The following is a 24,739-nucleotide window of genomic DNA, read 5'->3' as shown; positions in this document are numbered from 1 at the left end:
ACGCCCCGCACCGCCCGGCGGGCGAACGGCCGTCAACCGCAACGACGACCCGTGTTGATGCAGGCCACGGCCTGCTTCATCAGCGCATCGGTCATCGCGTTGATGAAGTCACCATGGTCGGTGACAGGCTTGTGGAGCGATTCGGGAAAGCTGTCGATGGCGAAGCTCGTGGATCCCGCGAGTCCGTTGTAGGTGATGCGCTGGACCAGTTGGGGAATCGCCCGGAACCCGGCGGGACACCGGCCCCGCGCGTCGGCGAACGCGACGTGCGACCGGTGGTTGGCACTGTCGGTGTTCCTGCCGTCCCAGCAGCTCTGGAACTTGGCCACCCGAACCAGCCTGCTGCCCCGCGGGCAGACGGGGTACTTGTCCTTCAGCTCCACGCGCTTCTCGAATCCGGTGCAGGTGAAGCGGGCGTTGGCGTTGGCTCCGCCGTTGGCGTTGGCCTTGGCGTCTCCCGTGATGATGCGCAGGAAGCGCGGCATCGCGACGACTTCGGAACGCGGGTTGCCGACGAACTCGAGGCTGACCGCAGCGGGCGTGAGGATCCTGCCGGTATTGCCCTCGGCACCGCCGCCTGGCTTGTCGGCGTCGGACCGCTGGACGCCGCGCCGGTCCCGCAGGACCGGCCAGTAGTAGGTCGACTGGTCACCATTGGTGCAGGTCGTCCTGCTGGCGGCCAGGGATGCGTTGCCGGTGAAGCCGTTCACGCCGATCGCGCCCACGTAGTCGTGGGTGTGGTGGGCGCCATTGGACACTCCGGGCGCCACGATGACGTTGTCGGAGTTGAACTGGCCCCGCGCGTTCACCCCGCACCGCGACCGGAAGCTGCCCGTGGACGCCCCCTGGCCGCCCCACGCCTTCCGCACGTTCGGGGCCACCTTGGTGATGTCCACGAAGTCGTCCGGTGACGGGCCCGAAGGCGGCTGCTGCGCGGCTTGACCGGGCGGCACCTGCACACCGTCGCCGCCGGCCTTCGCCCGGGCCGCACCCGGCGCGGCGGTCGCACAGGCCGCCAGTCTCTGAAGGTTCTGTGGCCGCTCGGCACCGGCACGTTCGACGGCTATCTCGATCCGCTCCAGGGCGGCGGAACGTCGGGACCACAGCGGGCCCAGGACGCTGCGCGGGGCGGCGCCCTCACGGGAGCCGAGGCGCGCCTCGGCCGCCGCGACGTCACGCCGCATCGTGTCGAGTTCGCGGTGCACGTCCGCGCGGGCTTCCGCGGGGATCCCCGGCAGCTGGTCCCGCACCGAAGGACAGACGACTCCGGCGCGCTGGATCCCGGCGCTGCCGGCGTTGGCCGCGGCGTTGACGGCCACCATGCCACCACCGCCCAGTACCAGTCCCGCCATGGCGATGAAGGCCGTGCGGCGGGCGCGGTTCACCTTGTGCCGCTGTTTCATGGAGTGAGCTCACTTTCTGTCGTGCCGGACCGCCCCGGGTGGAATTCCCGAACGACGGGCCCCCGCTGGCGGCTCACTCTGGCAACCCTCGTTCCGGATCCGCCCCGTGCATCCCGGGCGCGTCACAGACTCGTAAGGTGTTCGCCCGGGTACCGCGGCCGCTCGCTGGATTCCCGCCGAGCAAGGCCGGCTCCCGTTGAGCAAGGTCGTCCGCGCGTACGTACTCCCCGGCAGCAAGCCATCTCCGGAGGACCCCCATGGCCGAAGCCGGCAGCAATGTCACCGAGCTCTTCCGCGCGTCCACGGCGCACAGCCCTTCGTACTTCACCCTCAGCAGGGCGGGGGCGGCCGGGCACGGCGGAGCGGGCGACGGGCCGGGGATCACTGACTTCTGCATCCCCTGCAACCCGTACTTCCCGACGCCCGCGATGTTCGACGATCTGGGCGACCGGCTGCGGGACATCCTCACGTACTACCCGAGCAGCGCGGACACCATCACCGCGGAGCTGTGCTCGGTCCTCGGCCTCAATCCTCAGACGGTCGCCATGGGCAACGGCTCGACCGAGCTGATCACCTGGATCGACCATCTGCTGGTGCGCGAGTCGCTCGCGGTGCCGGTGCCGACCTTCGGCCGCTGGACGGACCAGCCAATGGAGACGGGCAAGCGGGTCGACATGTTCCCCCTGCCCGAGACGAACGGGTTCGCTCTCGACCCGGCGTCGTTCGTGGACTTCGTGCGCAGTCGCGGTTCCCGTACGGCCGTGATCTGCAACCCCAACAACCCGGACGGCGGCCTGCTGCCCCGGCACGGGGTCCTGGCGCTGCTGGACCAGCTCCAGGACCTGGATCTCGTCGTGGTGGACGAGTCGTTCCTGGAGTTCGCGGACGCGGAGGCGGACTCCAGTGTGGTCGCCGACGCGGTGCTGCGTCCCAACACGATCGTGCTGCGCAGTCTCGGCAAGAACTTCGGCCTGCACGGGGTGCGCTTCGGCTATCTGGTCGCCAATCCAGGGCTTGCGGGGCGGATTCGGGCCGCGCTGCCGAAGTGGAACCTCAACTCCTTCGCCGAGACGGTGGTCTTCATGCTGAAGGAGCACCAGACGGAGTACACGCAGAGTCTGCGTCTGGTGCAGCGCGACCGCCAGGAGATGATCTGGCAGCTCAGCCGGCTGCCGGGTCTCACGGTCTACCCCTCCCAGGGCAACTTCGTGTACGTGCGGCTGCCCGAGGGCGTCGACGGGGCGGCGCTGCGTGACCGGCTGCTGGAGGAACACGGCGTCCTGGTGCGGGAGTGCGGCAACAAGATCGGCAGTTCGAGCCGCTATCTGCGTCTCGTGGTGCGGCCCCAGCCCGATGTGCAGCGGCTGGTGGCAGGTCTGGAGCGCACGATGTACGCAGCGCCGCAGGCCCCGCCGCAGCGGCCGGCCGCGGTGCCTGTGCAGGCACAGGGGCCGGCGCTTGTGCCGTATCAGGGACCGGTACCGGTGCCCGCGTCGCAGGGCCCCGGTCCGATGCCCGCGCTGGCGCTGCCCTACGGTTCCTACGGCTCGGGCACGGCCGCCGTCGACCGGCTGGTGAGCGGGGCCTGATTCCTGCGCCCGCGGGGTCCGGGGAATCCGGTTGCCCGGCACCTGCGCCTCTGCTGAGGTGGCCGGATGGATCGTGAGGGGATGCTGGCGCGCTACGACCGCCAGATGCGCCGGCACGCATCGGCCGACGGACCCGGGGCGCGGGTGGAGCGGGTGGGTGACGTGGTGCGGCACACCGCCGCCGGCGACGACGGCGGCGGCGGCGGCTGGAACGGGATCGTCTGGTCGGACCTGGACGAGTCCACTGCGGACGCGGCCATCGCCGAACAGCTGCGGTACTTCGACGCGCTCGGGCGCGAGTTCGAGTGGAAGGTGTACGGGCACGACCGGCCCGGCGATCTCGCGGAGCGGTTGACCGCAGCCGGGTTCGTACCCGACGCGGAGGAGACCCTGCTGGTCGCCGGCACTCACGCGCTCATGGCCGGTACGGGTACGCCGGACGGGGTGGAGCTGCGGGAGGTGACCGACGCGGCCGGTGTCGATCTCGTGGCCCAGGTCCACGAGCGGGTGTTCGGCAGGGACGCCTCCGGGCTGCGCGGCCGTCTGCTGGCCCAGCTCGACGCTCCGCAGCCCACGATGGTGGTGGTCCTGGCGATGGCCGGGCCGGAGCCGGTGGCGTCATCGCGGGTGGACCTGCCGGTGGGACGGGACTTCGCGGGACTGTACGGCGGCGGAACGCTGGCCGAGTGGCGGGGCCGGGGTGTCTACCGGGCCATGGTCCACTTCCGGGCCCGGATCGCGGCGGCCCGTGGCCACCGTTTCCTCCAGGTGGACGCGCTGCCCACGAGCCGGCCGATACTTCGGCGCCTGGGCTTCACCGCCCTGGGCACGACGACGCCGTATGTCCGCCTGCCGCGGCCGGCGGCGACGCGCACCGGCTGAGGCCGGTGCGCGTCCTTGCGTTCCGGCAATGCCGCGTCAGGTCTTCGGCCTTGACGTGTGCGCCATGACGAGGAGGAGGAGTCCGCAGACGGCGACCAGGACCCAGCCTGGACGGGAAGCGCCTGCGAGCCCTGCGGGAGCGGAGCCGGCCGCCAGGCCGCCCGCGAGGGCGATGCCGAGCGCCGAGCCGACCTGCCGGGCGGTGGAGGTGATCGCTCCGGCCACGCCGGCCCGGGCGGGCGGCAGCCCGCTGACCGCGGTGTTGGTGATCGGCGCGTTGGCGAAGCCGAACCCGGTGCCGATGAGGAGGTAGGCGAGCAGAAGCAGCGGCACGCCGGTGTGATCGTCGAACCCGACCAGGCAGAGTGCCCCGGCGATGGTGAAGCAACCCGCCAGGGTCAGCGGCAGCCGGGGCCCGGTGCGACCGACGAGACGGCCGGACCAGGGGGCGCAGACGATGGCGCCGAGGGCCATGGGCAGGGTCGCGACCCCGGCGGCCAGTGGTGTGAATCCCCTGGTGTGCTGGAGGTAGAGGGTGCTGAGCAGCAGGGTCACGTTCAGGGCGGCGAAGACCGCCACCGCGCCGAGGACCGCACTGCCGAACACCGGGCTGCGGAACAGCCGGAGATCCATCAGCGGCTCGTGCCGGCGGGCCTCGACCCCCACGAATCCCACGGTCGCCGCGGCGGCGAACCCGTAGGCGACCAGCGCCCAGGGTGATGTCCAGCCGATGTGGGGCCCTTCGATGAGGACGCCGATCCAGAGGCCGATGACGACGGTCAGCAGGGCCTGCCCCGGGATGTCGAGACGCCGTGCCCGGGGCCCGCGGGATTCGGGGACGAACACGGCACTGAGCACCAGGGCGGCGACGATCACGGGGGCGTTGATCCAGAACAGCGCGCGCCAGCCGAGCACCTCGACAAGGGCCCCGCCCGTGACCGGGCCGACGGCCATGCTCAGCCCGAAGACCGACGCCCAGACGCCGATCGCCTGCGCGCGCTCTTTGGGGTCGGGCATCGCGTTCACCACGATCGCGAGGGCCACGGGGCTGAGCATCGAGGCGCCGATGCCCTGGACGGCGCGGGCCGCGACCAGCGCGCCCACCGACGGAGCCACCGCGCAGAGCAGCGAGGCCGCGCCGAACACCAACAGTCCGGTCCGGAACACCCGCCGGCGTCCGAAGCGGTCCGCCAGCGCGCCGGAGGAGATCAGGCATCCGGCCAGGGCGATGGTGTACGCGTCCACCGTCCACTCGAGACCGCGCGTCCCGACGCCAAGCCCGCGCCCGATGGCCGGCAGGCCCACGTTGACGACGGTGGTGTCGAGACCCACCAGGAACATGCTCAGGCAACAGACGGCCAGCACCGTCCAGCGCCGGCGCGCGCTCAGCACGGGCGGGGAAGGGGGAATCGCGGTCATCACGGTCGCGGTCACGGTCTGCCTCACACATCCGGGAGTACGAAGTACCTGCCTGGCAAGGCTCGGTCAGGCCGACGGCCGCCGACGAGGACTTTTGCGAAAACCGCAAAGAGGCGCACACTGGGTCCCGTGGACACGGAGCTGGAGCAGATCATCGACGGCATCGGCCCACGGCTGCGTACGCTGCGCCGGGACCGAGGACTCACGCTGGAGGCCCTGGCGGCCACCACCGGTATCTCGGTGAGCACACTGTCCCGTCTCGAGTCAGGCATTCGGCGCCCGACACTGGACCTGCTCATCCCGCTCGCCCGGGCCCACCGTGTCGCGCTCGACCAGTTGGTGGCCGCACCGGCCACCGGCGACCCCCGGGTGCATCTGACGCCACGGCGCAGACACGACGGCAGCGTCGTCGTGCCCCTGACCCAGTACCCGGGCCGGGTACAGGTGTTCAAGCAGGTGCTGGCTCCCCGCAAGCGGAATCCGAAGCTGGTGACGCACGAGGGGTACGAATGGCTCTATGTCCTCGCCGGCGAGCTGCATCTCGTCATCGGGGACCGCGAGTCCACGCTCCGCCCCGGTGAGGCCGCCGAGTTCGACACGAGGGAACCACACTGGTTCGGTCCGGCGAACGACTCCATCGTGGAGATCCTGCATCTGTTCGGACCACGGGGCGACCAGGCCGTCGTCCGCGCCGACGCCTCGGCCGGCGACCCCGCGACGGCGACCGCCGCACCGCACTCACCACCCGTCGCGCCCTGACCCCTTCCGTACGGAGCGGGCGCACAGCACTCTCCCGTACACAGCCGGGCGCACGTCAGCCGGTGGACAGCCCCGCCGCCGCACGGGCCAGGGCCTGGAGGACCGTGCTGAGCAGCGGATGCGTCTCGGCGCCCCGACGCACCGCCGCGAAGACCCGCCGGGTGGCGGCGGGGCCCTCCACGGGACGGACGACCGTGTCCTTGAGCTCCATCCCGCGCAGTGCGGACCGCGGCACGAGGGCCACTCCCGCGCCCGCGCCCGCGAGGGCCACGACGGCGCGGAAGTCGTCGGAGGAGTGGGTGATCCGGGGTTCGAAGCCGGCGAGCTCGCAGGCGCGGAGCATCACGTCGTGGCAGGGGTTGCCGGGGTACTGGCCGATCCAGTCGCTGTCGGCCAGGTCGGCGAGCCGCACACGCGGGGCGTCGGCCAGCGGGTGGCCGCAGTGCAGCACGGCGTCGAAGGGCTCGGCGTAGAGCGGGACGCGGGCGAGACGGCGGTCGCTCTCGCGGGGCGCGCCGCGGTACTCGACCGCGAGGGCGAGATCGGCCTCGCCGTCCAGCACCATGGGCAGGCTCGCATCGCCTTCGGCGTCCCTGACCCTGACCCGGATGCCGGGGTGCTCGTCGGCGAGGCGCCCGATCGCGGGGGCCAGCACCTCGGCGATACCGGTCGCGAAGGAGGCGACGGTGACCTCGCCGACCGCGCCGCCCTCGTACGCCGCCAGCTCCGCCTCGGCCCGTTCGAGCTGTGCGAGCACGGTGTGGGCGTGGCCGAGCAGGATCTCGCCCGCGGCGGTGAGCCGCACTCCGCGTCCGCTGCGGATGAGCAGCGTGTGGCCGCTCTCCTGTTCCAGCGCCGTGAGCTGCTGGGAGACGGCCGATGGGGTCAGATAGAGCGCTGCGGCCGCGGCGGTCACCGTACGGTGGTCCGCCACGGCACGCAGAATGCGGAGCCTGCGCGGGTCGATCACCCAGCCATTGTCGCCCGCGCGTCGACGAAGGCGGCAATCGCACGCTCCACGTCCTCGGTGGAGTGCGCGGCGGAGAGCTGGACGCGGATCCGCGCCTGGCCCATCGGCACCACCGGGTACGAGAAGCCGATCACGTACACCCCGCGCTCCAGGAGCAGCTCGGCCATCCGGCCCGCCTCGGCCGCGTCACCGATCATGACCGGGGCGATCGGGTGGTCGCCGGGAAGGACCTCGAAGCCCGCCTCGGTCATCTTCGAGCGGAACAGCGCCGTGTTCGCGGCGAGCTTCTCGCGCAGGTCACCGGCCGATTCGAGCAGGTCGAGGACCTTGAGCGAGGCGGCGGCGATGACCGGGGCGAGGGAGTTCGAGAACAGGTACGGGCGGGAGCGCTGACGCAGCAGCTCCACGATCTCGGCGCGGGCCGCGACATAGCCGCCGGACGCGCCGCCGAGGGCCTTGCCGAGGGTGCCGGTGATGATGTCGACCCGGTCCATGACGCCGTGCAGCTCGGGGGTGCCCCGGCCGCCGGGGCCCACGAAGCCGACGGCGTGCGAGTCGTCGACCATGACCATGGCGTCGTAGCGGTCGGCGAGGTCACAGATCTCGGACAGCGGGGCGACATAGCCGTCCATGGAGAACACGCCGTCGGTGACGATCAGCTTGCGCCGCGCACCGCTCTCGGAGGCCTCCTTCAGCCTGGCCTCGAGCTCGGCCATGTCGCGGTTGGCGTACCGGTAGCGGGCCGCCTTGGACAGGCGGATGCCGTCGATGATGCTGGCGTGGTTGAGGGCGTCGGAGATGACGGCGTCCTCGGCGCCGAGCAGGGTCTCGAAGACTCCGCCGTTGGCGTCGAAGCAGGAGGAGTAGAGGATCGTGTCCTCCTGCCCGAGGAAGGCGGAGAGCCGGCTCTCCAGTTCCTTGTGGACCTCCTGGGTGCCGCAGATGAAGCGCACGGACGCCATGCCGTAGCCCCAGCGGTCCAGGGCCTCCTTGCCCGCGGTGAGGATCTCGGGGTGGTCGGCGAGCCCCAGGTAGTTGTTGGCGCAGAAGTTCAGCACCTCGCCGGGCGCACCGCCCGCGGTGACGGCCACGGAGGCGGACTGGGGGGTGCCGATGACGCGCTCGGGCTTGTGGAGCCCGGCGGCGCGGATCTCGTCGAGAGTGGCGCGGAGGTCGTCGCGTACGGACGCGTACATGTGTGGGTCTCCCTGATGGCGGGTGCTGCGGGCGGATGCTGCGCGGCCGGACGGGCCTGCGGTGGGTGGTGAGGCCTGCGAGTGATCCGAAGGGGCGCGCGGGCACCGAAAGGGAGAGCGCGCACGGGCCCCGAGGAACGAGGGGACCGAGCACGATCGGCCGTCGGCGCACGCTCAGAGCGCCCCCGAGGAGAACCGAGCCCGGGAATCATGCCGTCCAGTCGAGGATGATCTTGCCGCTGCGGGCGGTGGCGGCCTCGTCGAAGGCCGCTTCGAAGTCCTGGTACCCGTAGGTGCCGGTGATCACGGGGCTGAGGTCGAGTCCGCCCTCCAGGAGGACCGTCATCGCGTACCAGGTCTCGAACATCTCACGGCCGTAGATACCCTTGATCGTGATCATCGAGGTGACGATCCGGGACCAGTCGACGGCGAACTCCTGCGCCGGCAGACCCAGCATCGCGATCCGGCCGCCGTGGGTCATGTTGTCGATCATGTCGCGGACCGCCTCGGGGCGGCCCGACATCTCCAGGCCGACGTCGAAGCCCTCTTTCAGGCCGAGGGTGCGCTGCGCCTCGGCGATGCTGGACTCGGCGACGTTGACCGCAAGGGTGGCGCCGACCTTGCGGGCCAGTTCGAGGCGCGGCTCGCTCACGTCCGTGATCACGACGCTGCGGGCGCCGGCATGGCGGGCGACGGCCGCAGCCATGACGCCGATCGGGCCTGCTCCGGTGATCAGGACGTCCTCGCCGACCAGCGGGAAGGAGAGCGCGGTGTGCACGGCGTTGCCGAACGGGTCGAAGATCGCGGCGACGTCCAGATCGACGTGGGTGCGGTGCACCCAGACATTGGACGCGGGCAGGGACACGTACTCGGCGAACGCCCCGTCGCGTCCGACGCCGAGCCCGACCGTGCTGCGGCACAGATGTCGGCGGCCCGCCAGGCAGTTGCGGCACTTGCCGCAGACGAGGTGACCCTCTCCGCTGACCAGGTCACCGACGGCGATGTCCTGCACGTCGGAACCGATCGCCGCGACCTCACCGACGAACTCGTGTCCGATGACGAGCGGAGTGGTGATCGTCTGCTGCGCCCAACCGTCCCAGGAGCGGATATGCAGGTCGGTCCCGCAGATGCCGGTACGGAGCACCTTGATCAGCACATCGCCGGAGCCGTACTCCGGCTCGGGTACGTCCATGAGCCACAGCCCGGGCTCGGCGTGCTGCTTGACGAGTGCCTTCATGGTGCGGCTCCAGGCATTGCGGGGCGGGACGTGTTCCGACCAGGCACGACGTTCAGATCGTTCCGGTCAGGCAACGGGCTCCAATCTGCCGACCTTGAACCGTGCAGTCCATCGAGGATTTCTTAAGCGGACCCACAGGAGATCTTCACGCGCCCGCCGTCCGGCCGGGCACAGGCGACCCGGCACCGGTCCAACTCGCCTGCGTGGAAAGGGCCCTGCGCAGTGTTCCGGCCAGGGCGGCGGGCGCCGAGGCGAGCCGGGTGGTACGGCCCGGGTGCGGTACTCCGTGCGGGTGGCGCACACGGCCCGGCGCCCCGGTCCCGTCACGGGTCGGGATCGTCCAGGAACGCGGCGACGGCGCGGCGGAACGCCTCGGGGTCGTCCAGCCAGGGGTAGTGCCCCGCACCCGCCTGGACGACCGTCCTGGCGTGCGGGAACAGTGCGGCGAGCTCGGCCGCTCGGGCGGGGGTGGGGCCGCCGTCGTACTGACCCGCGAGCACCAGCACCGGTGCGTCGAGCGCCTCGAGCGCCCGTACGGTGGCGGGCGGGTCGAAGGCACCGTCCGCGTAGTAGACACCTCGCGCCTGGTGGTTCGACTGGTGGGCGTCGGCCGCGGCGTGCGCCTGGGCGGCGGCGTCCCAGCGGCCGTACATGAAGGGCACGATGTCGGACCAGAGGTCGTCCAGCACGCCGCCGCCGAGGAACGCCTCCCACGCCGCCCGCCCGGCCTCGTACCAGGGCTCGCCCTCGCGCAGGGCGATGGCATCGCGCCAGTCCTGCTCGGTGGCCTCGATGCCGACGGCCCGGGTGCCGGGGGTGACGAGGGTCAGGGTGCGTACCCGCAGCGGGTGGGCGGCGGCGTACAGCTCGGCGAGGTTGCCGGACGCCGAGTGCCCGAGGATATCGACACGGTCCAGTCGCAGATGCTCGCGCAGTGCCTCCACGTCGTCGGCCAGCCGGTCGCAGCGGTAGGTCCCGGGGTCGGACGGCATGGCCGAGTCCCCGGTGCCCCGCAGGTCCAGCCGGACGAGGCGGCGGTGGGCGCCGAGACCACCGAGGTCGCCGAGGTAGGCGGAGGCCCGCATCGGGCCGCCGGGCAGACAGATCAGCGGCTCGCCCGCCCCTTCGAGGTGGTAGGCGAGCGCGGTCCCGTCGTATGCGCTGAACACCGGCATAACGCGATCCTCGCCGCGGCTCAGCCATCACGCCAGCGCAGCCCGCCCCCGAGTCTTGACCCGCGGCCGGGTGCCTGGATTACTGATCCCGAACGGATCGACCGAATGATCGGTCGTCGACCTGCCGGACAAGGGAGTCCTTCGCATGGCCGATCCGACGCACGCGACGCCACCGCCCGCGGACCTGCTCGACACCGGGGAGCGGCTGAGCCGCGAGGAACTGCGGGCGCTCCAGCTGGAGCGGCTGCGGGCGACCCTGCGCCATGCGTACGAGAACGTCAGGTTCTACCGCGAGTCGTTCGACAAGGCCGGGCTCGGGCCCGACGACTGCCGCTCCCTGGCGGACCTGGCCCGTTTCCCGTTCACCACGAAGGCCGACCTGCGGGACCACTACCCCTTCGGGATGTTCGCGGTCGAGCAGTCCCGGGTGCGCCGCGTGCACGCCTCCAGCGGCACGACGGGGCGGCCCACCGTGGTCGGCTACACCGACCGCGATCTCGACACCTGGGCGGACGTGGTGGCCCGCTCGATCCGCGCGGCGGGCGGGCGTCCCGGGCACAAGGTCCATGTCGCCTACGGCTACGGACTGTTCACGGGCGGGCTGGGCGCGCACTACGGAGCGGAGCGGCTCGGCTGCACGGTCATCCCGGCATCGGGCGGGATGACGGCCCGCCAGGTCCAGCTGATCCAGGACTTCCGGCCCGAGATCATCATGGTGACACCGTCGTACATGCTGACCCTGCTGGACGAGTTCGAGCGGCAGGGCGTCGACCCCCGGTCGACCTCGCTCAGGGTGGGGATATTCGGCGCGGAGCCGTGGACCGAGGAGATGCGGCGGGAGATCGAGGAGCGGTTCGCCATCGACGCCGTGGACATCTACGGGCTTTCCGAGGTGATCGGGCCGGGTGTGGCCCAGGAGTGCGTGGAGACCAAGGACGGGCTGCACATCTGGGAGGACCACTTCTATCCGGAGGTCGTGGACCCCTTCACGGGTGAGGTGCTGCCGGACGGCGAGGAGGGCGAGCTGGTGTTCACCTCGCTCACCAAGGAGGCCATGCCGGTGATCCGCTACCGGACCCGGGATCTGACCAGGCTGCTGCCGGGGACGGCACGGGTGTTCCGGCGCATGGAGAAGGTGACCGGACGCAGCGACGACATGATCATCCTGCGGGGCGTGAACCTCTTCCCGACCCAGATCGAGGAGATCGTGCTGCGCACGCCGGGTGTCGCCCCGCACTTCCAGCTGCGGCTGGCGAAGGAGGGCCGGATGGACGCGCTGACCGTACGGGCGGAGGCTCGCAGGGACGCGTCGTCCGAGCAGCGGGCGGCCGCCGCGGGGCTGATCGCGGCGGCCGTGAAGGCCACGATCGGCGTCTCGGTCGCGGTGGAGGTGGTGGATCCCGAGGCCCTGGAGCGCTCGGTCGGCAAGATCAAGCGGATCGTCGACCTCCGTTAGGCGGCGGAGGCCGGCGCGGTGCCGCTGCCTCGGTGGCGAGGCGAAGCGCTCGTCCGTACGACGCCCCGTCAGTCCGACAGCCGGGCGCGGAGCTCCCGCTTCAGGATCTTGCCGCTCGCGTTGCGGGGCAGTTCCTCCACGAACACGATCCGCTTCGGGGCCTTGAAGCCGGCGAGGCGCTCGCGCGCATGGGTGAGGAGTTCGTCCTCCGACGCCGTCGCCGCCGGGTCGCGGAGCACGACGACGGCGGTGACGGCCTCGATCCAGTGCGGGTGCGGCAGACCGATGACCGCGGTCTCGGCCACCGCGGGGTGGGTGTAGAGGGCGTCCTCGACCTCACGCGAGGCCACCAGAACCCCGCCGGAGTTGATGACGTCCTTCACCCGGTCGACGATCGTGTAGTAGCCGTCGCCGTCGCGTACGGCGAGGTCTCCGGAGCGGAACCAGCCGTCCCGGAAGGCATCCGCGGTCTCTTCTGGCTTGTCCCAGTACCCCTGGCACAGCTGGGGTGAGCGGTAGACGACCTCGCCGGGCGTGCCGTCGGGGACGTCCTGGCCGTCCTCGTCCACGACCCTGGCCTCCACGAACCGGACGGGCCGGCCGCAGGAGGCCATCCGGCCGTCGTGTTCCTTGGGGCCGAGCACGGTGGCCAGCGGGCCGATCTCGCTCTGGCCGAAGCAGTTGTAGAAGCCGAGTCCCGGCAGCTTCTCGCGCAGTCGCTCCAGCACGGGTACCGGCATGACCGAGGCGCCGTAGTAGGCCTTGCGCAGGGCGGTCAGATCGCGGGTGGTGAAGTCGGGATGGCCGCTGACACCGATCCAGACCGTGGGCGGTGCGAAGAGGCTGTCCGCTCGTCCTGCCTCGACCAGGTCGAAGATCTGCGCCGCGTCGGGTGCGTCGAGGATGGTGTTCGCTGCCCCGACCGCGAGGTACGGCAGCAGGAACACATGCATCTGGGCGGAATGGTAGAGCGGAAGCGAGTGGACGGGGCGGTCGTCCTCGTCCAGATCCAGGGCCGTGATCGCACTGGCGTACTCGTGCACCAGCGCGCGGTGCGTCATCATCGCGCCCTTCGGCAGTGCCGTGGTGCCCGAGGTGTAGAGCAACTGGACGAGGGCGTCGGTGCGGTTGCCGATGGCGTGGTCCCTCGGCTCGGCCAGGGAGTTCAGCAGGGAGTCGTCGGTGTCCCGCAGGGCCCGCACGGCGAAGCCCTCGGGGACATGGCCGGCGAGTGCGGGATCGGCGAGCACGAGCGAGCTTCCCGACTGGTCCAGGATGTAGGCGAGATCGCCGCCGGTGAGGTGGTGGTTGACCGGCACGTGGACCAGCCCGGCGCGCGAGCAGGCCAAGAAGGCGATGAGATAGGCGTCGGAGTTGTGTCCGTAGGCGGCGACCCGCTCCCCCGGGCCGAGGCCGTGGTCTTCCAGCACGCCGGCCGCGGTGGAGACGGCCTGGTCGAGTTGCTCGTAGGTCCAGGAACGGTCGGCGTAGCGTACGGCGATGCGGTCGGGGGCGCGCCGGGCGCTGTGGTGCACGACGCCGTCGACGGTGCTGCTGAGGAGTCGCTCCAAGGCTGCCATGGCTGGATCCTTGGGGGCTGCGGGGCGACCGTCAAGCATGCCGCAGCGCGGTCAGGGGCGGTCAGGGGCGGTCAGGGACTGAACGAGAGGAAGACGAAGGCGGCGAACAGCACCAGGTGCACACCGCCTTGGAGCAGCGTGGCCCGTCCGGGCACCACCGTGAGGGCACTGACCAGTGCGGTGAGCGCCAGCAGCACCATGTGGGTGGCGTCCTCACCGAGGATCAGCGGCCCGGGCAGCCAGATCGTGGCCAGCGCGATCGCCGGGATGGTCAGGCCGATGCTGGCGATGGCGGAGCCGTAGGCCAGGTTGAGGCTGGTCTGCATACGGTCGCGGCGGGCGGCGCGCACGGCGGCCAGGGTCTCGGGCATCAGCACCATCAGGGCGATGACCACGCCGACGACCGAGTTCGGCAGTCCCGCGGCGCCGACGCCCGTCTCGATGGCGGGTGACACGAGTTTGGCGTCGCCGACCACGGCCACGAGCGCCACGAACAGCAGCGCGAGGCTCCACCAGGTCTTCCGGAGCGTGGGCGGCGGGGCGTGCTCGTCGGGGTCGCTCTCGTGCCCGTCCCGGGCGACGGGCAGAAAGTAGTCGCGGTGTCTGACGGTCTGTACGGTGACGAAGAGCCCGTACAGGCAGAGCGAGGCGATGGCGGCGAACGTCAGCTGCGCCGCGGTGAACTCCGGGCCGGGGTGGCTGGTGGTGAAGGTCGGCAGGACCATCGTCATGGTGGCGAGGGTGCAGACCGTGGCCAGGGCCCCGCCCGAACCCTCGGCGTGGAAGACGGCGACCCGCTTGCGCAGGGCGGTGACCAGGAGGCACAGCCCCGCGATGCCGTTGCAGGTGATCATGACGGCGGCGAACACGGTGTCCCTGGCGTACGTGGACGCCTCGGCTCCGCCGCCCGCCATCAGGGTGACGATCAGGCCGACCTCGATGATGGTGACGGCCACGGCGAGTACCAGGGAGCCGAAGGGCTCCCCGACCCTGAGCGCGATGAGTTCGGCGTGGTGGACGGCGGCGAGGACCGCGCCGACCAGGCAGACGGCGACCAGCACGACGGCGTAGCCCGGCAGGGAGCGGCCCCAGCCGAGGAGGAGGGCGACCGCGGCGGCGACGGGTACCCAGGTGCTCCACTGTGCCGCCGTCACGGACGTGCCGGTCTTCATGGAGCCACGCTGTCAGGCGGTCACGTGCCGCGCTCGGAGTGATGAGCCGATGGGGGCTCCTCCCCCCTCGGCCGCCCCCGACGGCCATCCGGGTCACAGCGCGCGGTCGCGGCCCTCCCAGTAGGGATCGCGCAGCCGGCGCTTGTAGAGCTTGCCGTTGGGGTCGCGGGGCAGCACATCGATGAAGTCGATGCTCCTGGGGCGCTTGTAGCCGGCGAGCCGCTGTTCGCAGTGGGCGAGGATCTCCGCGGCCAGGGCGGGACCGGGGATCTGGCCGTCCGCCGGTTCGACGACGGCCTTGACCTCCTCGCCCCAGTCGGTGTGGGGGATGCCGAAGGCCGCCGCGTCGGCCACGGCCGGGTGGCCGAGCAGGACGGACTCGATCTCGGCCGGATAGATGTTGACGCCGCCCGAGATGATCATGTCGATCTTGCGGTCGCGGAGGAAGAGATAGCCCTCCTCGTCGATGACGCCGAGGTCCCCGACGGTGAAGTAGTCGCCGATGCGGTTCTTACGGGTCTTGGCCTCGTCCTTGTGGTAGCTGAACCCGCCGGTCGACATCTTCATGTAGACCGTGCCGAGTTCTCCAGGCGGCAGCCGGTTGCCGTCGTCGTCGAACACGGCGAGCTCGCTGATGGGCCAGGCCTTGCCGACGGTGCCGGGCTTCTTCAGCCAGTCCTCCGCGGTGGCGAAGGCCCCGCCGCCCTCGCTCGCGGCGTAGTACTCCTCCACGCAGGTCCCCCACCAGTCGATCATCGCCCGCTTCACATGGTCGGGGCAGGGTGCCGCACCGTGGATCGCGTGCCGCATGGACGACACGTCGTAGGGACGGCGCACGTCGTCGGGGAGGGCGAGCAGCCGGTGGAACTGGGTCGGGACCATATGCGTGTGGGTGCAGGCGTGGGTGTCGATCAGCCGCAGCATCTCCTCCGGGGTCCACTTGTCCATCACCACCAGTTGGTGGCCGATGTGCAGCGACGCGCCCGCGAACTGGAGCACGGCCGTGTGGTAGAGCGGCGAGCAGACCAGATGGACGTTGTCGCCGAAGGGCCGGATCCCGAAGATCCCGAGGAACCCGCCGAGATAGGTCTCCTCGGGGAGCTTGCCGGGCAGCGGGCGGCGGATACCGCGGGGTCTGCCGGTGGTGCCCGAGGTGTAGTTCATGACCCAGCCGAGCGTGCGGTCGGCGGGCTCCGACTCCGGTTGCCCGTCGAGCAGCTCCGCGTACGGGCGGAAGCCGCCGGCCTTGCCGACCGCATAGCGGTGGCTCGCGGGCAGCTTCGCCTCGTCGGCGGCGGCGGTCGCGGTGGTGGCGAAGCGCTGGTGTGTGATGAGCACCTTGGCCCCGGAGTCGGCGATGATCCAGGCGATCTCGGGCCCGACGAGGTGGTGGTTGACGGGGACGAGGTAGAACCCGGCCTGGGTGGCGGCGAGGTAGGCGGTGAGGAACGCGACGCTGTTGGGCAGTACGACGGCGAAGGCGTCGCCGCGTTCGAGTCCGGCGGCGCGCAGTCCGTGGACGAGTCGGTTGGTGTCGGCGAGCAGCCGGCCCGCCGTCCATTCCTCGCCGTCCGGTGCGATCAGCACGATGCGGCCGGGGTCGGCTGCCGCCTGGGCCCAGAAGCCTCCGGGGGTCTGCGTCAGGGGCGACCCACCCGACTGCTCACTCATGATGCGCTCCTTCCGGTCATTCCGGCGATACGGCTGATGCGGTCCACGGCGCGCTCGAATCCGCGCGTGAGGTCGTCGAAGACCTGCTGGACGCTGCGTTCGGCGGTCATCCGTCCGACGATCTGGCCGACCGGGGTGCCGAGCAGCGGCTCGACCTCGTACTTCTGGATGCGGGAGACGGCTTCGGCGACGAGCAGGCCCTGGAGGGGCATGGGCAGCGCCCCGGGCCCGTCCGGGTCGTCCCAGGCGTCGGTCCACTCGGTGCGCAACTGGCGGGCGGGCTTGCCGGTCAGGGCCCTGGAGCGGACCGTGTCGCCGGAGCCCGCGGCGAGCAGCTTGCGGGTGAGGGCCGGGGAGTGCAGGTCGGCCTCGGTGGTGGTGAGCCAGATCGAACCCAGCCAGACCCCCTGGGCCCCGAGTGCGAGCCCCGCCGCGATCTGCTCACCGCTCCCGATGCCTCCGGCTGCGAGCACGGGCAGCGGCGCGACGGTGTCCACCACTTCCGGGGTGAGCACCATGGAGGCGATCTCGCCCGTGTGGCCGCCCGCCTCGTAGCCCTGGGCGACGACGATGTCGATACCGGCTTCGGCGTGGCGGCGGGCGTGCCGGGCGCTGCCGGCGAGGGCCGCGACGAGTACCCCGCGGTCATGGGCACGGGCGACGACATCGGGCGGCGGGGAGCCGAGGGCGTTGGCGAGCAGCTTGATGGGGTAGTCGAAGGCCACGTCGAGCTGACTGCGGGCCACCTGCTCCATCCAGCCGGTGATTCGCCAGCCGGACGCCTCGCCCTCGGCGAGGGTGGGGACGCCGTGCTTGGCGAGGGTCTGTTCGACGAAGCGGCGGTGCCCTTCGGGGATCATCGCCTCGACGTCGGTCTCGGTGACGCCTTCGACCTTTCTGGCGGGCATCACGACATCGAGGCCGTAGGGTTTCCCATCCGTGTGCTCCTGCATCCAGTCGAGGTCGCGGGCGAGGTCGCCGGGTGCGGTGTAGCGGACCGCGCCGAGCACTCCGAAGCCCCCCGCCCGGGTGATGGCGGCGGCGACCGCGGGGAACGGCGTGAAGCCGAAGATGGCGTGCTGCACGCCCAGTCGCTTGCTCAGCTCCGTCTCCATGGGCGCAGGATGCCGCAGCGGAACGGCCGAGGGAAGAGATTTTCTGATGCTGTGTCAGATTTGGCGGATGTCGGCCACACACCTCCCTTCCCGCCCCTGTGTGCCGCGTGTCCCTTGACGGCCTCCCGCCACGGCAAGAAAGTTTCACGCGTTCGCATGCCGTTTGAAGGATTTTTTCAGGGAGGCGCGATATGACGGGGATCAGCCGTCGTCGGCTGGGCGGCGGAATGCTGGCACTGGGAGGTGCTCTGGTGGTGGGAGCCTTCCCGGACAGTGCCGGCGCCGGGACCGGCGCAGTGGCACCGGAAGCGACCCTCCGCCATGGGACCCCGGAGCGCGCCGGTCTCATCGGGGCGCATCTGGACCGGTTGGTCACCGCCGCCGAGTCGTACCTCTCCCCCTCCCCCGAGCACCCCTGGTACGCGGGGGCCGTGCTGCTCGCGGGGCGGGGGGACACGGTCGCCCTGCACCGGGCGATCGGCTCGGCGGTGCGGTACGCGGCCTACGACGAGGTGCGGGACGAAGGGGTGGAACTCCCGGCGGACCAGCAGATCCCGATGACTCCGGACACCGTCTTCGATCTGGCGTCCGTGTCGAAGCTGTTCACCTCGGTCCTGGCCGTTCAGCAGCTCGAACGGGGCTCGCTGGAGCTCGGCGAGAGGGTGGCCGCCTACCTCCCGGAGTTCGGGCACGCCGGGAAGCAGGACATCACCGTCGGCCAGTTGCTGACCCATACGTCGGGGCTCCGGGCCTGGATCCCGCTGTACGAGGAACCGACCCGCGAGGCGCGGCTGCGTCGCCTGTGGCAGGAGGCGCCGGCGTACCCTCCCGGCACGAAGTACCTGTATTCCGACCTCAATCTGATCACGCTTCAGCTGGTCCTGGAGGAGATCACCGGCCGCGGTCTGGAGACGCTGCTCCACGACGAGATCACCGCTCCGCTCGGGATGCGGCGCACCCTGTTCAACCCGCCACCGTCCTGGAGACGTGCGATCGCGGCGACCGAGGACGCCCGTCCACCGTGGTCCGGACTGGACCGGGGTCTGGTGTGGGGTGAGGTGCATGACGAGAACGCCCTTGCGTTCGGGGGCGTCGCAGGCCATGCCGGGGTGTTCTCCTGCGCCTGGGACCTGGCCGTGCTCGCCCGTACCCTGCTGAACGGCGGGGTGTACGGGCGATCGAGGATCCTCTCCGCAGAGTCCGTGGAGCTGATGTTCACGGACTTCAACACAGGCTTCCCGGGGGATGAGCACGGGCTCGGGTTCGAGCTGTACCAGCACTGGTACATGGGCGCCATGGCCACCCCGCGCAGCGCCGGGCACACCGGATTCACCGGCACCAGCCTGGTCCTGGACCCGTCGACCGACTCGTTCCTCGTGCTGCTCGGCAACTCCGTCCACCCGGTGCGCACCTGGCGCTCCGGCAGCGCCCCGCGCGTCGCCGCCGCGAACCATCTGGCGCGAGCCGTCGCCGTACGTCCGCGGCACGGCCGCACCGCCTGGTTCTCCGGGATGTCCCCCGCCACCACCGCGACCCTCACGCTGCCCCGGCTCGCCCCGGCCACCGGGCGGGTGCGGCTGTGCTGCGCTCTGTGGTGGGACACGGAACCGGGCTCCGACAAGGTCTCGCTCGAAGCGTCGGCGGACGGAGGCGCCACTTGGCGGCCCGTGCCGTTCACCACCATGGGCGGCGGGCAGCCGCCGTTGGTGCACCCCGACGGCTGGGCGGCGGGCTGGTCCGGCCGCGTCTGGCACCGCGTGGAGGGAGATCTGTCGTCGTGGCGCGGTGGTCCGCTCACGGTGCGCTGGCGCTGTACGACGGACCAGTCGTCCGTGGGACGCGGGGTGTACGTGAACGGTCTGCGGGTGGAGGACGGCCGACGGACGCTCTTCGACGAGTCCCGGCCTGCGGACGCCGCCCGGATCACGGCGTCAGGCTGGACCGCCGAGACCGACTGAAGCACCGGATTGCCGGATAGGGTGCGGGACATGGCTGTCGACACGGATGTGGCAGTGGTGGGGGCGGGTCCGGTGGGTCTGAGCGCCGCGCTGCTGCTGGCACGGGCGGGACTCGGTGTGGTGGTGCTGGAGCGCCGTCCCGGCCCGGTCACCGAGTCCCGGGCGACCGATCTGCACGCGCGGACGCTGGAGGCTTTGGCCCCGAGCGGGCTGGCCGATGCGCTGCACCCGCTGGGCCGTCGCGTGGACACGGTGGAGATGTGGGCGCAGGGGCAGAGGCTCGGCGGCTTCGACATGGCCCGGCTGCGCTCCCCGTACCCCTACATCCTGACCGTCCCGCAGTGCGCGACGGAGGGCCTGCTCGCCGCCGAGGCCGAGCGTGCGGGTGTGCGCGTGCACCGCTCGACGCCCGTCCGTTCGGTCGTCGACGACGACGCCGACGCCGTCACCGTGGTGCCGGAGGGCCTCGATCCGCTGCGTGCCAGCTGGGTGGTCGCGGCCGACGGTGCGTCGAGCACCCTGCGTGCCCTGGCCGGTACGGCGTTCCGCGGTCGCACGTACGCCGGCACCTGGCAGCTCGCGGACCTGCGGGTCGACAGTCCCTCGCTGGATCCGGCGCGGGTCCACATGGTCGGCGGGCCACGCGGACTGCTGGTGGTGCTGCCGATGCACCTCGACGGCTGGGCCCGGGTCGTCCTGCACATGCCGCACGGCCACGCACCGGGCGGCCCTGACGACGGGGGCGACGGACTTGCGGCACTGGCCACCGAAGCGGCGGCCCGGGGCTGGACGGCGGACGTCCGCGAATGCCGCTGGACCAGTACCTTCCGCACCCAGCGGCGCATCGCGGCACCCCACGGCAGCCGGCGGGTGCTGCTGATCGGCGACGCCGCCCATGTGTGCAGCCCGGTCGGCGGCCAGGGCCTCAATCTGGGCCTCCGGGACGCCGTGTCGCTCGCCGACGTGATCCCCGCCGCGACCGCACACGGTGGCGCGGCGGCTGACGGGCTCACCGCCTGGCGCCGCGCACGCCGCGCCGACGCCCTGCGGGTGCTCGCCCGCACCGACCTCGCCACCCGTGCCTGGACCCTGCGCTCGGCGCCCGCCCGCGCCGTACGCGACATGGCGCTGCGCGGCATGCTCACCGCCCCGGCCGGGCGCCGTCTGCTCGTCGAGGCCGTCGCGGGGCCGCGTTCGGGCAGGTCCCGCCCGGAAGGTCCTTGAGGGCCGGCCCGCCGCGCCAGGTGCACGGGCCTCCCCCAGGTCCCTGGGGCCGGGGAGACCACAGACCGTCGCCGGCGCCGCGGGGCCCGGGAAGATCGCCCGGAAAGCCCCGGGGCGCAAGGACCTGGAGGGCGAGCCCCCACCCCGGCACGCCCCGGGCTCGGTGCCGTACTCAGCCCTCCCGTACCGACAGCACGATCTTCCCCCGGGTGCGGCCGGTCTCGCCCTGACGGTGGGCGTCGGCGGCCCGCTCCAGGGGGAAGACGCTCTCCACGAGCGGACGCAGCCGTCCTTCCGCGGCCAGTTCGGCGATGGCTCGCATTCCCGTGGAGTCGGGTTCCACCAGGGTGAAGCCGGAGCGGCTGCTCCTCGGGTCGGCGTCGATGGCGGGCGGGACCTCGTCGGGTGAGGGCAGGGTGACGAGGGTGCCGCCGTCGCGCAGGACGGTCAGGGAGCGGGTTCCGTAGTCGCCGCCGATCGCGTCGACGACGATGTCCACGCTGCCCTTGTCCAGCGCCTCCGCGAAGTCCTGCCGGGTGTAGTCGATCAGCTCGCCGGCGCCCAGCTCCTTGAGCAGGGCGTGCTTCTCCTCGCGGGCCGTGCCGATCACGTAAGCTCCGCGCGCTGCCGCGATCTGCACGGCGAGGTGGCCGACGCCGCCCGATGCCGCGTGGATCAGCACCCGCTGCCCCGTGCTCAGCCCGGCCGTCTCCACCAGGGCCTGCCAGGCGGTCAGCCCGGCCAGCGGCAGTGCCGCCGCTTCGATGTGGCTGAGCGCCGCGGGCTTGGGGGCGAAGTGCCGGGCCGGGCCGGTGACGTACTCGGCGTAGCCGCCGGCCTGGCGCGGGAACTCGGGCATGCCGAAGACCTCGTCGCCCGGCTGGTACAGGGTGACGCCGATGCCGACGGCCTCCACGACACCGGAGACGTCGTAGCCCAGCACCGGCGGCTCACCGTGCATCCCGAACCCTCCCGTGGCCCGGGTCTTCCAGTCGATGGGATTGACGCCCGCGGCGTGCACCCTGACAAGGATCTCCGTCGGCCCCGGGACCGGTCGCTCGATGGTCACGGTGCCCAGCACCTCGGGCCCGCCCCAGGAGGCCGGGCTGATTGCGCGCATCGTCGTGACGTCGTTCATGGGAAGTCTCTCCGCTCCTTGCATTCGCTTGGTACGACACCACCATCGGCGCCGGGAGCAAGATCCTGAACTGGCCTGATGGCCATGATGTGACAGAATCTGGCCATGGCCAGGATGGAGCAGCAGCGCACGGTGCAGGGCGAGTGGAACGCGTACGAGGGCTGTGTCGTACCGCCAGGACCCGATCCGCACAGGGTCGCCGTGCTCGCCCTCGACGGGGTGATGACCTTCGAGCTCGGCATCCCGGCGCGGATCTTCGGCAGCGCGCGGTCCGCGGACGGGACGGCGCTGTACGAGGTGGTGGTCTGCACACCGGACGGGCGCCCGGTGCGCACCGAGGCGGGCTTCTCCATCGACGTGGAGCACGGCCCCGAGGCGCTGGAGCGCGCGGACACGGTGATCATCGCGCCGACCCATCTGCTGGGTGCCATCGGCACCGACGGGGTGCTCCCCGAGCCGCTGGCCGCGGCGCTGGCACGGATCAGGCCGGGCACACGGACGGTGTCGATCTGCACCGGGGCGTTCGTGCTCGCGGCGGCCGGATTGCTGGAGGGGCGCCCTGCCACGACCCACTGGGCCGAGGCGCAGCACTTCCGGAGGCTGTTCCCGCGCGTGCGGTTCGACGAGGACGTGCTCTTCGTCGACGACGGCGATCTGCTGACCTCGGCGGGGGCCGCGGCGGGCGTCGACGTGTGCCTGCATCTGGTGCGGCGCGACCACGGCAGCGCCCTCGCGAACCAGGTGGCGCGGCGCTGCATCGTGCCGCCATGGCGGGACGGCGGCCAGGCGCAGTACATCGAGCGGCCCGTGCCCGCCCCGACGACGGCCACGACGGCGCCCACCCGTGCCTGGGCGCTGGAGCGGTTGCACCGGCCGCTGACGCTCACCGAGCTGGCGAGCCATGCCCGGATGAGCGTACGCACCTTCACCCGCCGGTTCCGCGACGAGGCGGGTGTCACCCCCGGCCAGTGGCTCACCGCCCAGCGCGTCGAGGTCGCCAAGCAACTGCTGGAAGCCAGCGATCTGTCCATCGATCTGGTCGCGGACCGCGCGGGATTCGGCAGCGCGAACTCGCTGCGGCAGCACATGCGGGAGCTGGTGGGTGTCTCACCGGCCGCGTACCGGCGCACGTTCCACGCCGCGGCGTCGGCTGAGGGCCGGACTGCCTGAGCCGCCCGGCCCCATCACCCCTGCGGCGTCACTGCCCCAGTGCCGCCATCGCCGCGTTGTGGCCCGGGATGCCGCTCACCCCGCCGCCGCGTACCGCCCCCGCCCCGCACAGCAGCACGTTCGGGTGGGCGGTCTCGACGCCCCAGCGGCCCGTCGCTTCGTCCCCGTAAGGGAAGGCGAGATCGCGATGGAAGATATGGCCGCCCGGCAGCCTGAGGTCGTGCTCGAGGTCCAGCGGGGTCTTGGCCTCGATGCAGGGCTGCCCGGCCTTGTCCAGGGCCAGGCAGTCGGTGATGGGCTCCTCCAGATGGGCGTCCAGCGCGGCGAGCGTCGCCTTGAGCAGGGCGTCGCGGGTGGCGTCGGGGGCATCGGCGAAGAGCCGGGCGGGGGTGTGCAGGCCGAACAGGGTCAGGGTCTGGTAGCCCTGTGCGGCCAGTTCCGGCGAGAGGATCGAGGAGTCCGTCAGGGAGTGGCAGTAGATCTCCGACGGCGGAGTCTCGGGCAGCCGTCCCGCCGCGGCCTGGGCGTATGCGGTAGCCAACTGCTCGTAGCCCTCGGCGATGTGGAAGGTGCCGGCGAACGCCTGGCGCGGGTCGACGGAGTGGTCGCGGAGCCTGGGCAGCCGGCGCAGCAGCATGTTGACCTTGAGCTGGGCGCCCTCGGGTGCGGCCGGGGGCTCCTCGCCGAGCATCGCGGCCAGGGCCTGCGGCGCGGCGTTGACCAGCACCCTGCGCGCGGCCACGGTGCTTTCGCCGTCCTCCGTGCGGAACACCACCTCGGCGTTTCGGCCGTCGGTGTGGATACGCAGCACCTCGTGACCGGTCGCGATCTCCGCGCCGGCGCCGCGCGCCGCATCGGCCAGCGCGTCGGTGAACGTCCCCATGCCGCCGACGGGTACGTTCCAGTCTCCGGTGCCGCCACCGATGACGTGGTAGAGGAAGCAGCGGTTCTGTGCCAGGGACGGGTCGTGCGCGTCGGCGAACGTACCGATCAGCGCGTCGGTGAGGACCACGCCCCGGACCAGGTCGTCGGTGAAGTGCTCCTCGACCGCCGTTCCGATGGGTTCCTCGAACAGCATGCTCCAGGTCGCGTCGTCGCCGAGCCGGTCCCGCAGCTGCTCGCGGGACGGCAGCGGCTCCGTGAGGCTGGGGAAGAGCCGCTCGGCAGCCGTCCGGGTCCGCTCGTAGAAGCGGAGCCAGGAGGTGTACTCCGCGTCCGACCCGGTGAGCTCCGCGAACGAGGCGCGGGTGCCTTCCTCGTCACCGCCGACGAGCAGCCCGGTGGCCCGGCCTCCGCGCAGGGTCGGGGTGTACGAGGAGACGGTCCGCCTGCGCACGGCGAAGGGCAACCGGAGATCGTTGACGATCTTGCCGGGCAGCAGCGAGACCAGGTACGAGTAGCGGGACAGGCGTGCGTCGACCCCCGCGAACGGACGGGTGGAGATCGCCGCTCCCCCGGTGTTTTCCAGACGCTCGAGGACCAGGACGTTCTGCCCCGCCCGCGCCAGGTAGGCAGCGGCGACCAGTCCGTTGTGGCCACCGCCCACGATGACGGCGTCGTACACGGCTCGGGAGAAAGCTTCGGCTGCTGGCATGCCTCTTCGTAGCACGTGGTGATCGCCGTGG

General features: G+C 71.7%; 19 protein-coding genes. 7 read left to right on the top strand and 12 right to left on the bottom strand.

The genetic code is table 11. From position 1 onward, the window contains the following. Positions 1-32: 32 nt before the first annotated feature. Positions 33-1,403 carry a DUF1996 domain-containing protein gene (locus ACFV6V_RS12350; RefSeq protein ID WP_385562925.1) on the bottom strand — a complete coding sequence of 457 codons (1,371 nt, stop codon included), beginning with the start codon at positions 1,401-1,403 and terminating at the stop codon, positions 33-35. A gap of 257 nt (positions 1,404-1,660) precedes the next feature. On the opposite strand from ACFV6V_RS12350, the gene ACFV6V_RS12345 reads away from it, so the two are divergent. Continuing rightward, positions 1,661-2,992: a pyridoxal phosphate-dependent aminotransferase gene (locus ACFV6V_RS12345; protein WP_385562923.1), complete on the top strand. Its 1,332-nt coding sequence runs from the start codon at positions 1,661-1,663 to the stop codon at positions 2,990-2,992. Positions 2,993-3,058: 66 nt separating this feature from the next. Beyond that, on the top strand, positions 3,059-3,874 hold the full coding sequence (locus ACFV6V_RS12340; protein WP_385562920.1) for a GNAT family N-acetyltransferase: 816 nt from the start codon (positions 3,059-3,061) through the stop codon (positions 3,872-3,874). Between the two features lie 36 nt (positions 3,875-3,910). Here ACFV6V_RS12340 and ACFV6V_RS12335 read toward each other — a convergent pair whose 3' ends face one another. Next, positions 3,911-5,320, bottom strand: a complete 1,410-nt coding sequence (locus ACFV6V_RS12335; RefSeq protein ID WP_385562917.1) for an MFS transporter — start codon at positions 5,318-5,320, stop codon at positions 3,911-3,913. A 102-nt stretch (positions 5,321-5,422) separates the two neighbouring features. Here ACFV6V_RS12335 and ACFV6V_RS12330 point away from each other — a divergent pair, with 102 nt between their 5' ends. Further along, entirely contained in the window at positions 5,423-6,052 is a 630-nt protein-coding gene (locus tag ACFV6V_RS12330) for a helix-turn-helix domain-containing protein (RefSeq protein ID WP_385562914.1), read from the top strand. A gap of 55 nt (positions 6,053-6,107) precedes the next feature. Here ACFV6V_RS12330 and ACFV6V_RS12325 read toward each other — a convergent pair whose 3' ends face one another. The 4 genes from ACFV6V_RS12325 to ACFV6V_RS12310 form a co-directional block, all read right to left on the bottom strand. Continuing rightward, positions 6,108-7,022 carry a LysR family transcriptional regulator gene (locus ACFV6V_RS12325; RefSeq protein ID WP_361287210.1) on the bottom strand — a complete coding sequence of 305 codons (915 nt, stop codon included), beginning with the start codon at positions 7,020-7,022 and terminating at the stop codon, positions 6,108-6,110. Then, positions 7,019-8,218 carry a glycine C-acetyltransferase gene (locus ACFV6V_RS12320; protein WP_385562912.1) on the bottom strand — a complete coding sequence of 400 codons (1,200 nt, stop codon included), beginning with the start codon at positions 8,216-8,218 and terminating at the stop codon, positions 7,019-7,021. Before ACFV6V_RS12320 ends, ACFV6V_RS12325 begins: the two co-directional genes overlap by 4 nt. A 208-nt stretch (positions 8,219-8,426) precedes the next feature. Beyond that, complete coding sequence (gene tdh / locus ACFV6V_RS12315; RefSeq protein ID WP_385562910.1) at positions 8,427-9,455, bottom strand: L-threonine 3-dehydrogenase; 1,029 nt, start codon at positions 9,453-9,455, stop codon at positions 8,427-8,429. Between the two features lie 323 nt (positions 9,456-9,778). Beyond that, on the bottom strand, positions 9,779-10,630 hold the full coding sequence (locus ACFV6V_RS12310) for an alpha/beta fold hydrolase (protein WP_385562907.1): 852 nt from the start codon (positions 10,628-10,630) through the stop codon (positions 9,779-9,781). A 145-nt stretch (positions 10,631-10,775) separates the two neighbouring features. Here ACFV6V_RS12310 and paaK point away from each other — a divergent pair, with 145 nt between their 5' ends. Further along, positions 10,776-12,086, top strand: coding sequence for a phenylacetate--CoA ligase PaaK (gene paaK, locus ACFV6V_RS12305; protein WP_385562906.1), 1,311 nt, complete (start codon positions 10,776-10,778; stop codon positions 12,084-12,086). A 68-nt stretch (positions 12,087-12,154) separates the two neighbouring features. Here the strand turns inward: paaK and ACFV6V_RS12300 are convergent, their stop codons facing one another. From ACFV6V_RS12300 to ACFV6V_RS12285, 4 genes are all read right to left on the bottom strand, one after another. Next, the gene (locus tag ACFV6V_RS12300) at positions 12,155-13,666 is read right to left on the bottom strand and encodes a fatty acyl-CoA synthetase (RefSeq protein WP_385562903.1); all 1,512 of its coding nucleotides are present in this window, start codon (positions 13,664-13,666) and stop codon (positions 12,155-12,157) included. Positions 13,667-13,737: 71 nt separating this feature from the next. After that, positions 13,738-14,838 (bottom strand): calcium:proton antiporter, encoded by a 1,101-nt coding sequence (locus ACFV6V_RS12295; RefSeq protein WP_385562900.1) that lies wholly within the window; start codon positions 14,836-14,838, stop codon positions 13,738-13,740. Between the two features lie 93 nt (positions 14,839-14,931). Then, positions 14,932-16,509, bottom strand: coding sequence for an acyl-CoA synthetase (locus tag ACFV6V_RS12290; RefSeq protein WP_385562898.1), 1,578 nt, complete (start codon positions 16,507-16,509; stop codon positions 14,932-14,934). Beyond that, the gene (locus tag ACFV6V_RS12285; protein ID WP_385562895.1) at positions 16,506-17,624 is read right to left on the bottom strand and encodes an NAD(P)H-dependent flavin oxidoreductase; all 1,119 of its coding nucleotides are present in this window, start codon (positions 17,622-17,624) and stop codon (positions 16,506-16,508) included. The genes ACFV6V_RS12290 and ACFV6V_RS12285 overlap by 4 nt, the downstream gene beginning before the upstream one ends. Positions 17,625-17,815: 191 nt before the next feature. Here ACFV6V_RS12285 and ACFV6V_RS12280 point away from each other — a divergent pair, with 191 nt between their 5' ends. Both ACFV6V_RS12280 and ACFV6V_RS12275 read left to right on the top strand, forming a co-directional pair. Next, the gene (locus tag ACFV6V_RS12280) at positions 17,816-19,582 is read left to right on the top strand and encodes a serine hydrolase (protein ID WP_385562892.1); all 1,767 of its coding nucleotides are present in this window, start codon (positions 17,816-17,818) and stop codon (positions 19,580-19,582) included. Positions 19,583-19,612: 30 nt separating this feature from the next. Then, a complete protein-coding gene (locus ACFV6V_RS12275; RefSeq protein ID WP_385562890.1) occupies positions 19,613-20,806 on the top strand; it encodes an FAD-dependent oxidoreductase in 1,194 nt (397 codons plus the stop codon). Between the two features lie 172 nt (positions 20,807-20,978). Here the strand turns inward: ACFV6V_RS12275 and ACFV6V_RS12270 are convergent, their stop codons facing one another. Then, a complete protein-coding gene (locus ACFV6V_RS12270) occupies positions 20,979-21,944 on the bottom strand; it encodes an NADP-dependent oxidoreductase (RefSeq protein WP_385562887.1) in 966 nt (321 codons plus the stop codon). A gap of 114 nt (positions 21,945-22,058) precedes the next feature. On the opposite strand from ACFV6V_RS12270, the gene ACFV6V_RS12265 reads away from it, so the two are divergent. Then, the gene (locus ACFV6V_RS12265) at positions 22,059-23,114 is read left to right on the top strand and encodes a GlxA family transcriptional regulator (RefSeq protein ID WP_385562944.1); all 1,056 of its coding nucleotides are present in this window, start codon (positions 22,059-22,061) and stop codon (positions 23,112-23,114) included. Positions 23,115-23,142: 28 nt separating this feature from the next. On the opposite strand, the gene ACFV6V_RS12260 is transcribed toward ACFV6V_RS12265, so the two are convergent. Next, positions 23,143-24,708 carry a phytoene desaturase family protein gene (locus ACFV6V_RS12260; RefSeq protein WP_385562884.1) on the bottom strand — a complete coding sequence of 522 codons (1,566 nt, stop codon included), beginning with the start codon at positions 24,706-24,708 and terminating at the stop codon, positions 23,143-23,145. Between the last annotated feature and the right edge of the window lie 31 nt (positions 24,709-24,739).

Origin of the sequence: Streptomyces sp. NPDC059828 (genome assembly GCF_042731955.1) — a bacterium.
Classification (GTDB): Bacteria; Actinomycetota; Actinomycetes; order Streptomycetales; family Streptomycetaceae; genus Streptomyces.
This window is presented reverse-complemented; position numbering and strand designations above follow the sequence as displayed.

Bases quoted from the DNA above. Each gene is read 5' to 3' on its own strand.
- ACFV6V_RS12350 (WP_385562925.1), bottom strand. From the start codon at position 1,403: ATGAAACAGCGGCACAAGGTGAACCGCGCCCGCCGCACGGCCTTCATC.
- ACFV6V_RS12345 (WP_385562923.1), top strand. From the start codon at position 1,661: ATGGCCGAAGCCGGCAGCAATGTCACCGAGCTCTTCCGCGCGTCCACG.
- ACFV6V_RS12340 (WP_385562920.1), top strand. From the start codon at position 3,059: ATGGATCGTGAGGGGATGCTGGCGCGCTACGACCGCCAGATGCGCCGG.
- ACFV6V_RS12320 (WP_385562912.1), bottom strand. From the start codon at position 8,218: ATGTACGCGTCCGTACGCGACGACCTCCGCGCCACTCTCGACGAGATC.
- tdh (WP_385562910.1), bottom strand. From the start codon at position 9,455: ATGAAGGCACTCGTCAAGCAGCACGCCGAGCCCGGGCTGTGGCTCATG.
- ACFV6V_RS12310 (WP_385562907.1), bottom strand. From the start codon at position 10,630: ATGCCGGTGTTCAGCGCATACGACGGGACCGCGCTCGCCTACCACCTC.
- paaK (WP_385562906.1), top strand. From the start codon at position 10,776: ATGGCCGATCCGACGCACGCGACGCCACCGCCCGCGGACCTGCTCGAC.
- ACFV6V_RS12300 (WP_385562903.1), bottom strand. From the start codon at position 13,666: ATGGCAGCCTTGGAGCGACTCCTCAGCAGCACCGTCGACGGCGTCGTG.
- ACFV6V_RS12295 (WP_385562900.1), bottom strand. From the start codon at position 14,838: ATGAAGACCGGCACGTCCGTGACGGCGGCACAGTGGAGCACCTGGGTA.
- ACFV6V_RS12290 (WP_385562898.1), bottom strand. From the start codon at position 16,509: ATGAGTGAGCAGTCGGGTGGGTCGCCCCTGACGCAGACCCCCGGAGGC.
- ACFV6V_RS12285 (WP_385562895.1), bottom strand. From the start codon at position 17,624: ATGGAGACGGAGCTGAGCAAGCGACTGGGCGTGCAGCACGCCATCTTC.
- ACFV6V_RS12280 (WP_385562892.1), top strand. From the start codon at position 17,816: ATGACGGGGATCAGCCGTCGTCGGCTGGGCGGCGGAATGCTGGCACTG.
- ACFV6V_RS12275 (WP_385562890.1), top strand. From the start codon at position 19,613: ATGGCTGTCGACACGGATGTGGCAGTGGTGGGGGCGGGTCCGGTGGGT.
- ACFV6V_RS12270 (WP_385562887.1), bottom strand. From the start codon at position 21,944: ATGAACGACGTCACGACGATGCGCGCAATCAGCCCGGCCTCCTGGGGC.
- ACFV6V_RS12265 (WP_385562944.1), top strand. From the start codon at position 22,059: ATGGAGCAGCAGCGCACGGTGCAGGGCGAGTGGAACGCGTACGAGGGC.
- ACFV6V_RS12260 (WP_385562884.1), bottom strand. From the start codon at position 24,708: ATGCCAGCAGCCGAAGCTTTCTCCCGAGCCGTGTACGACGCCGTCATC.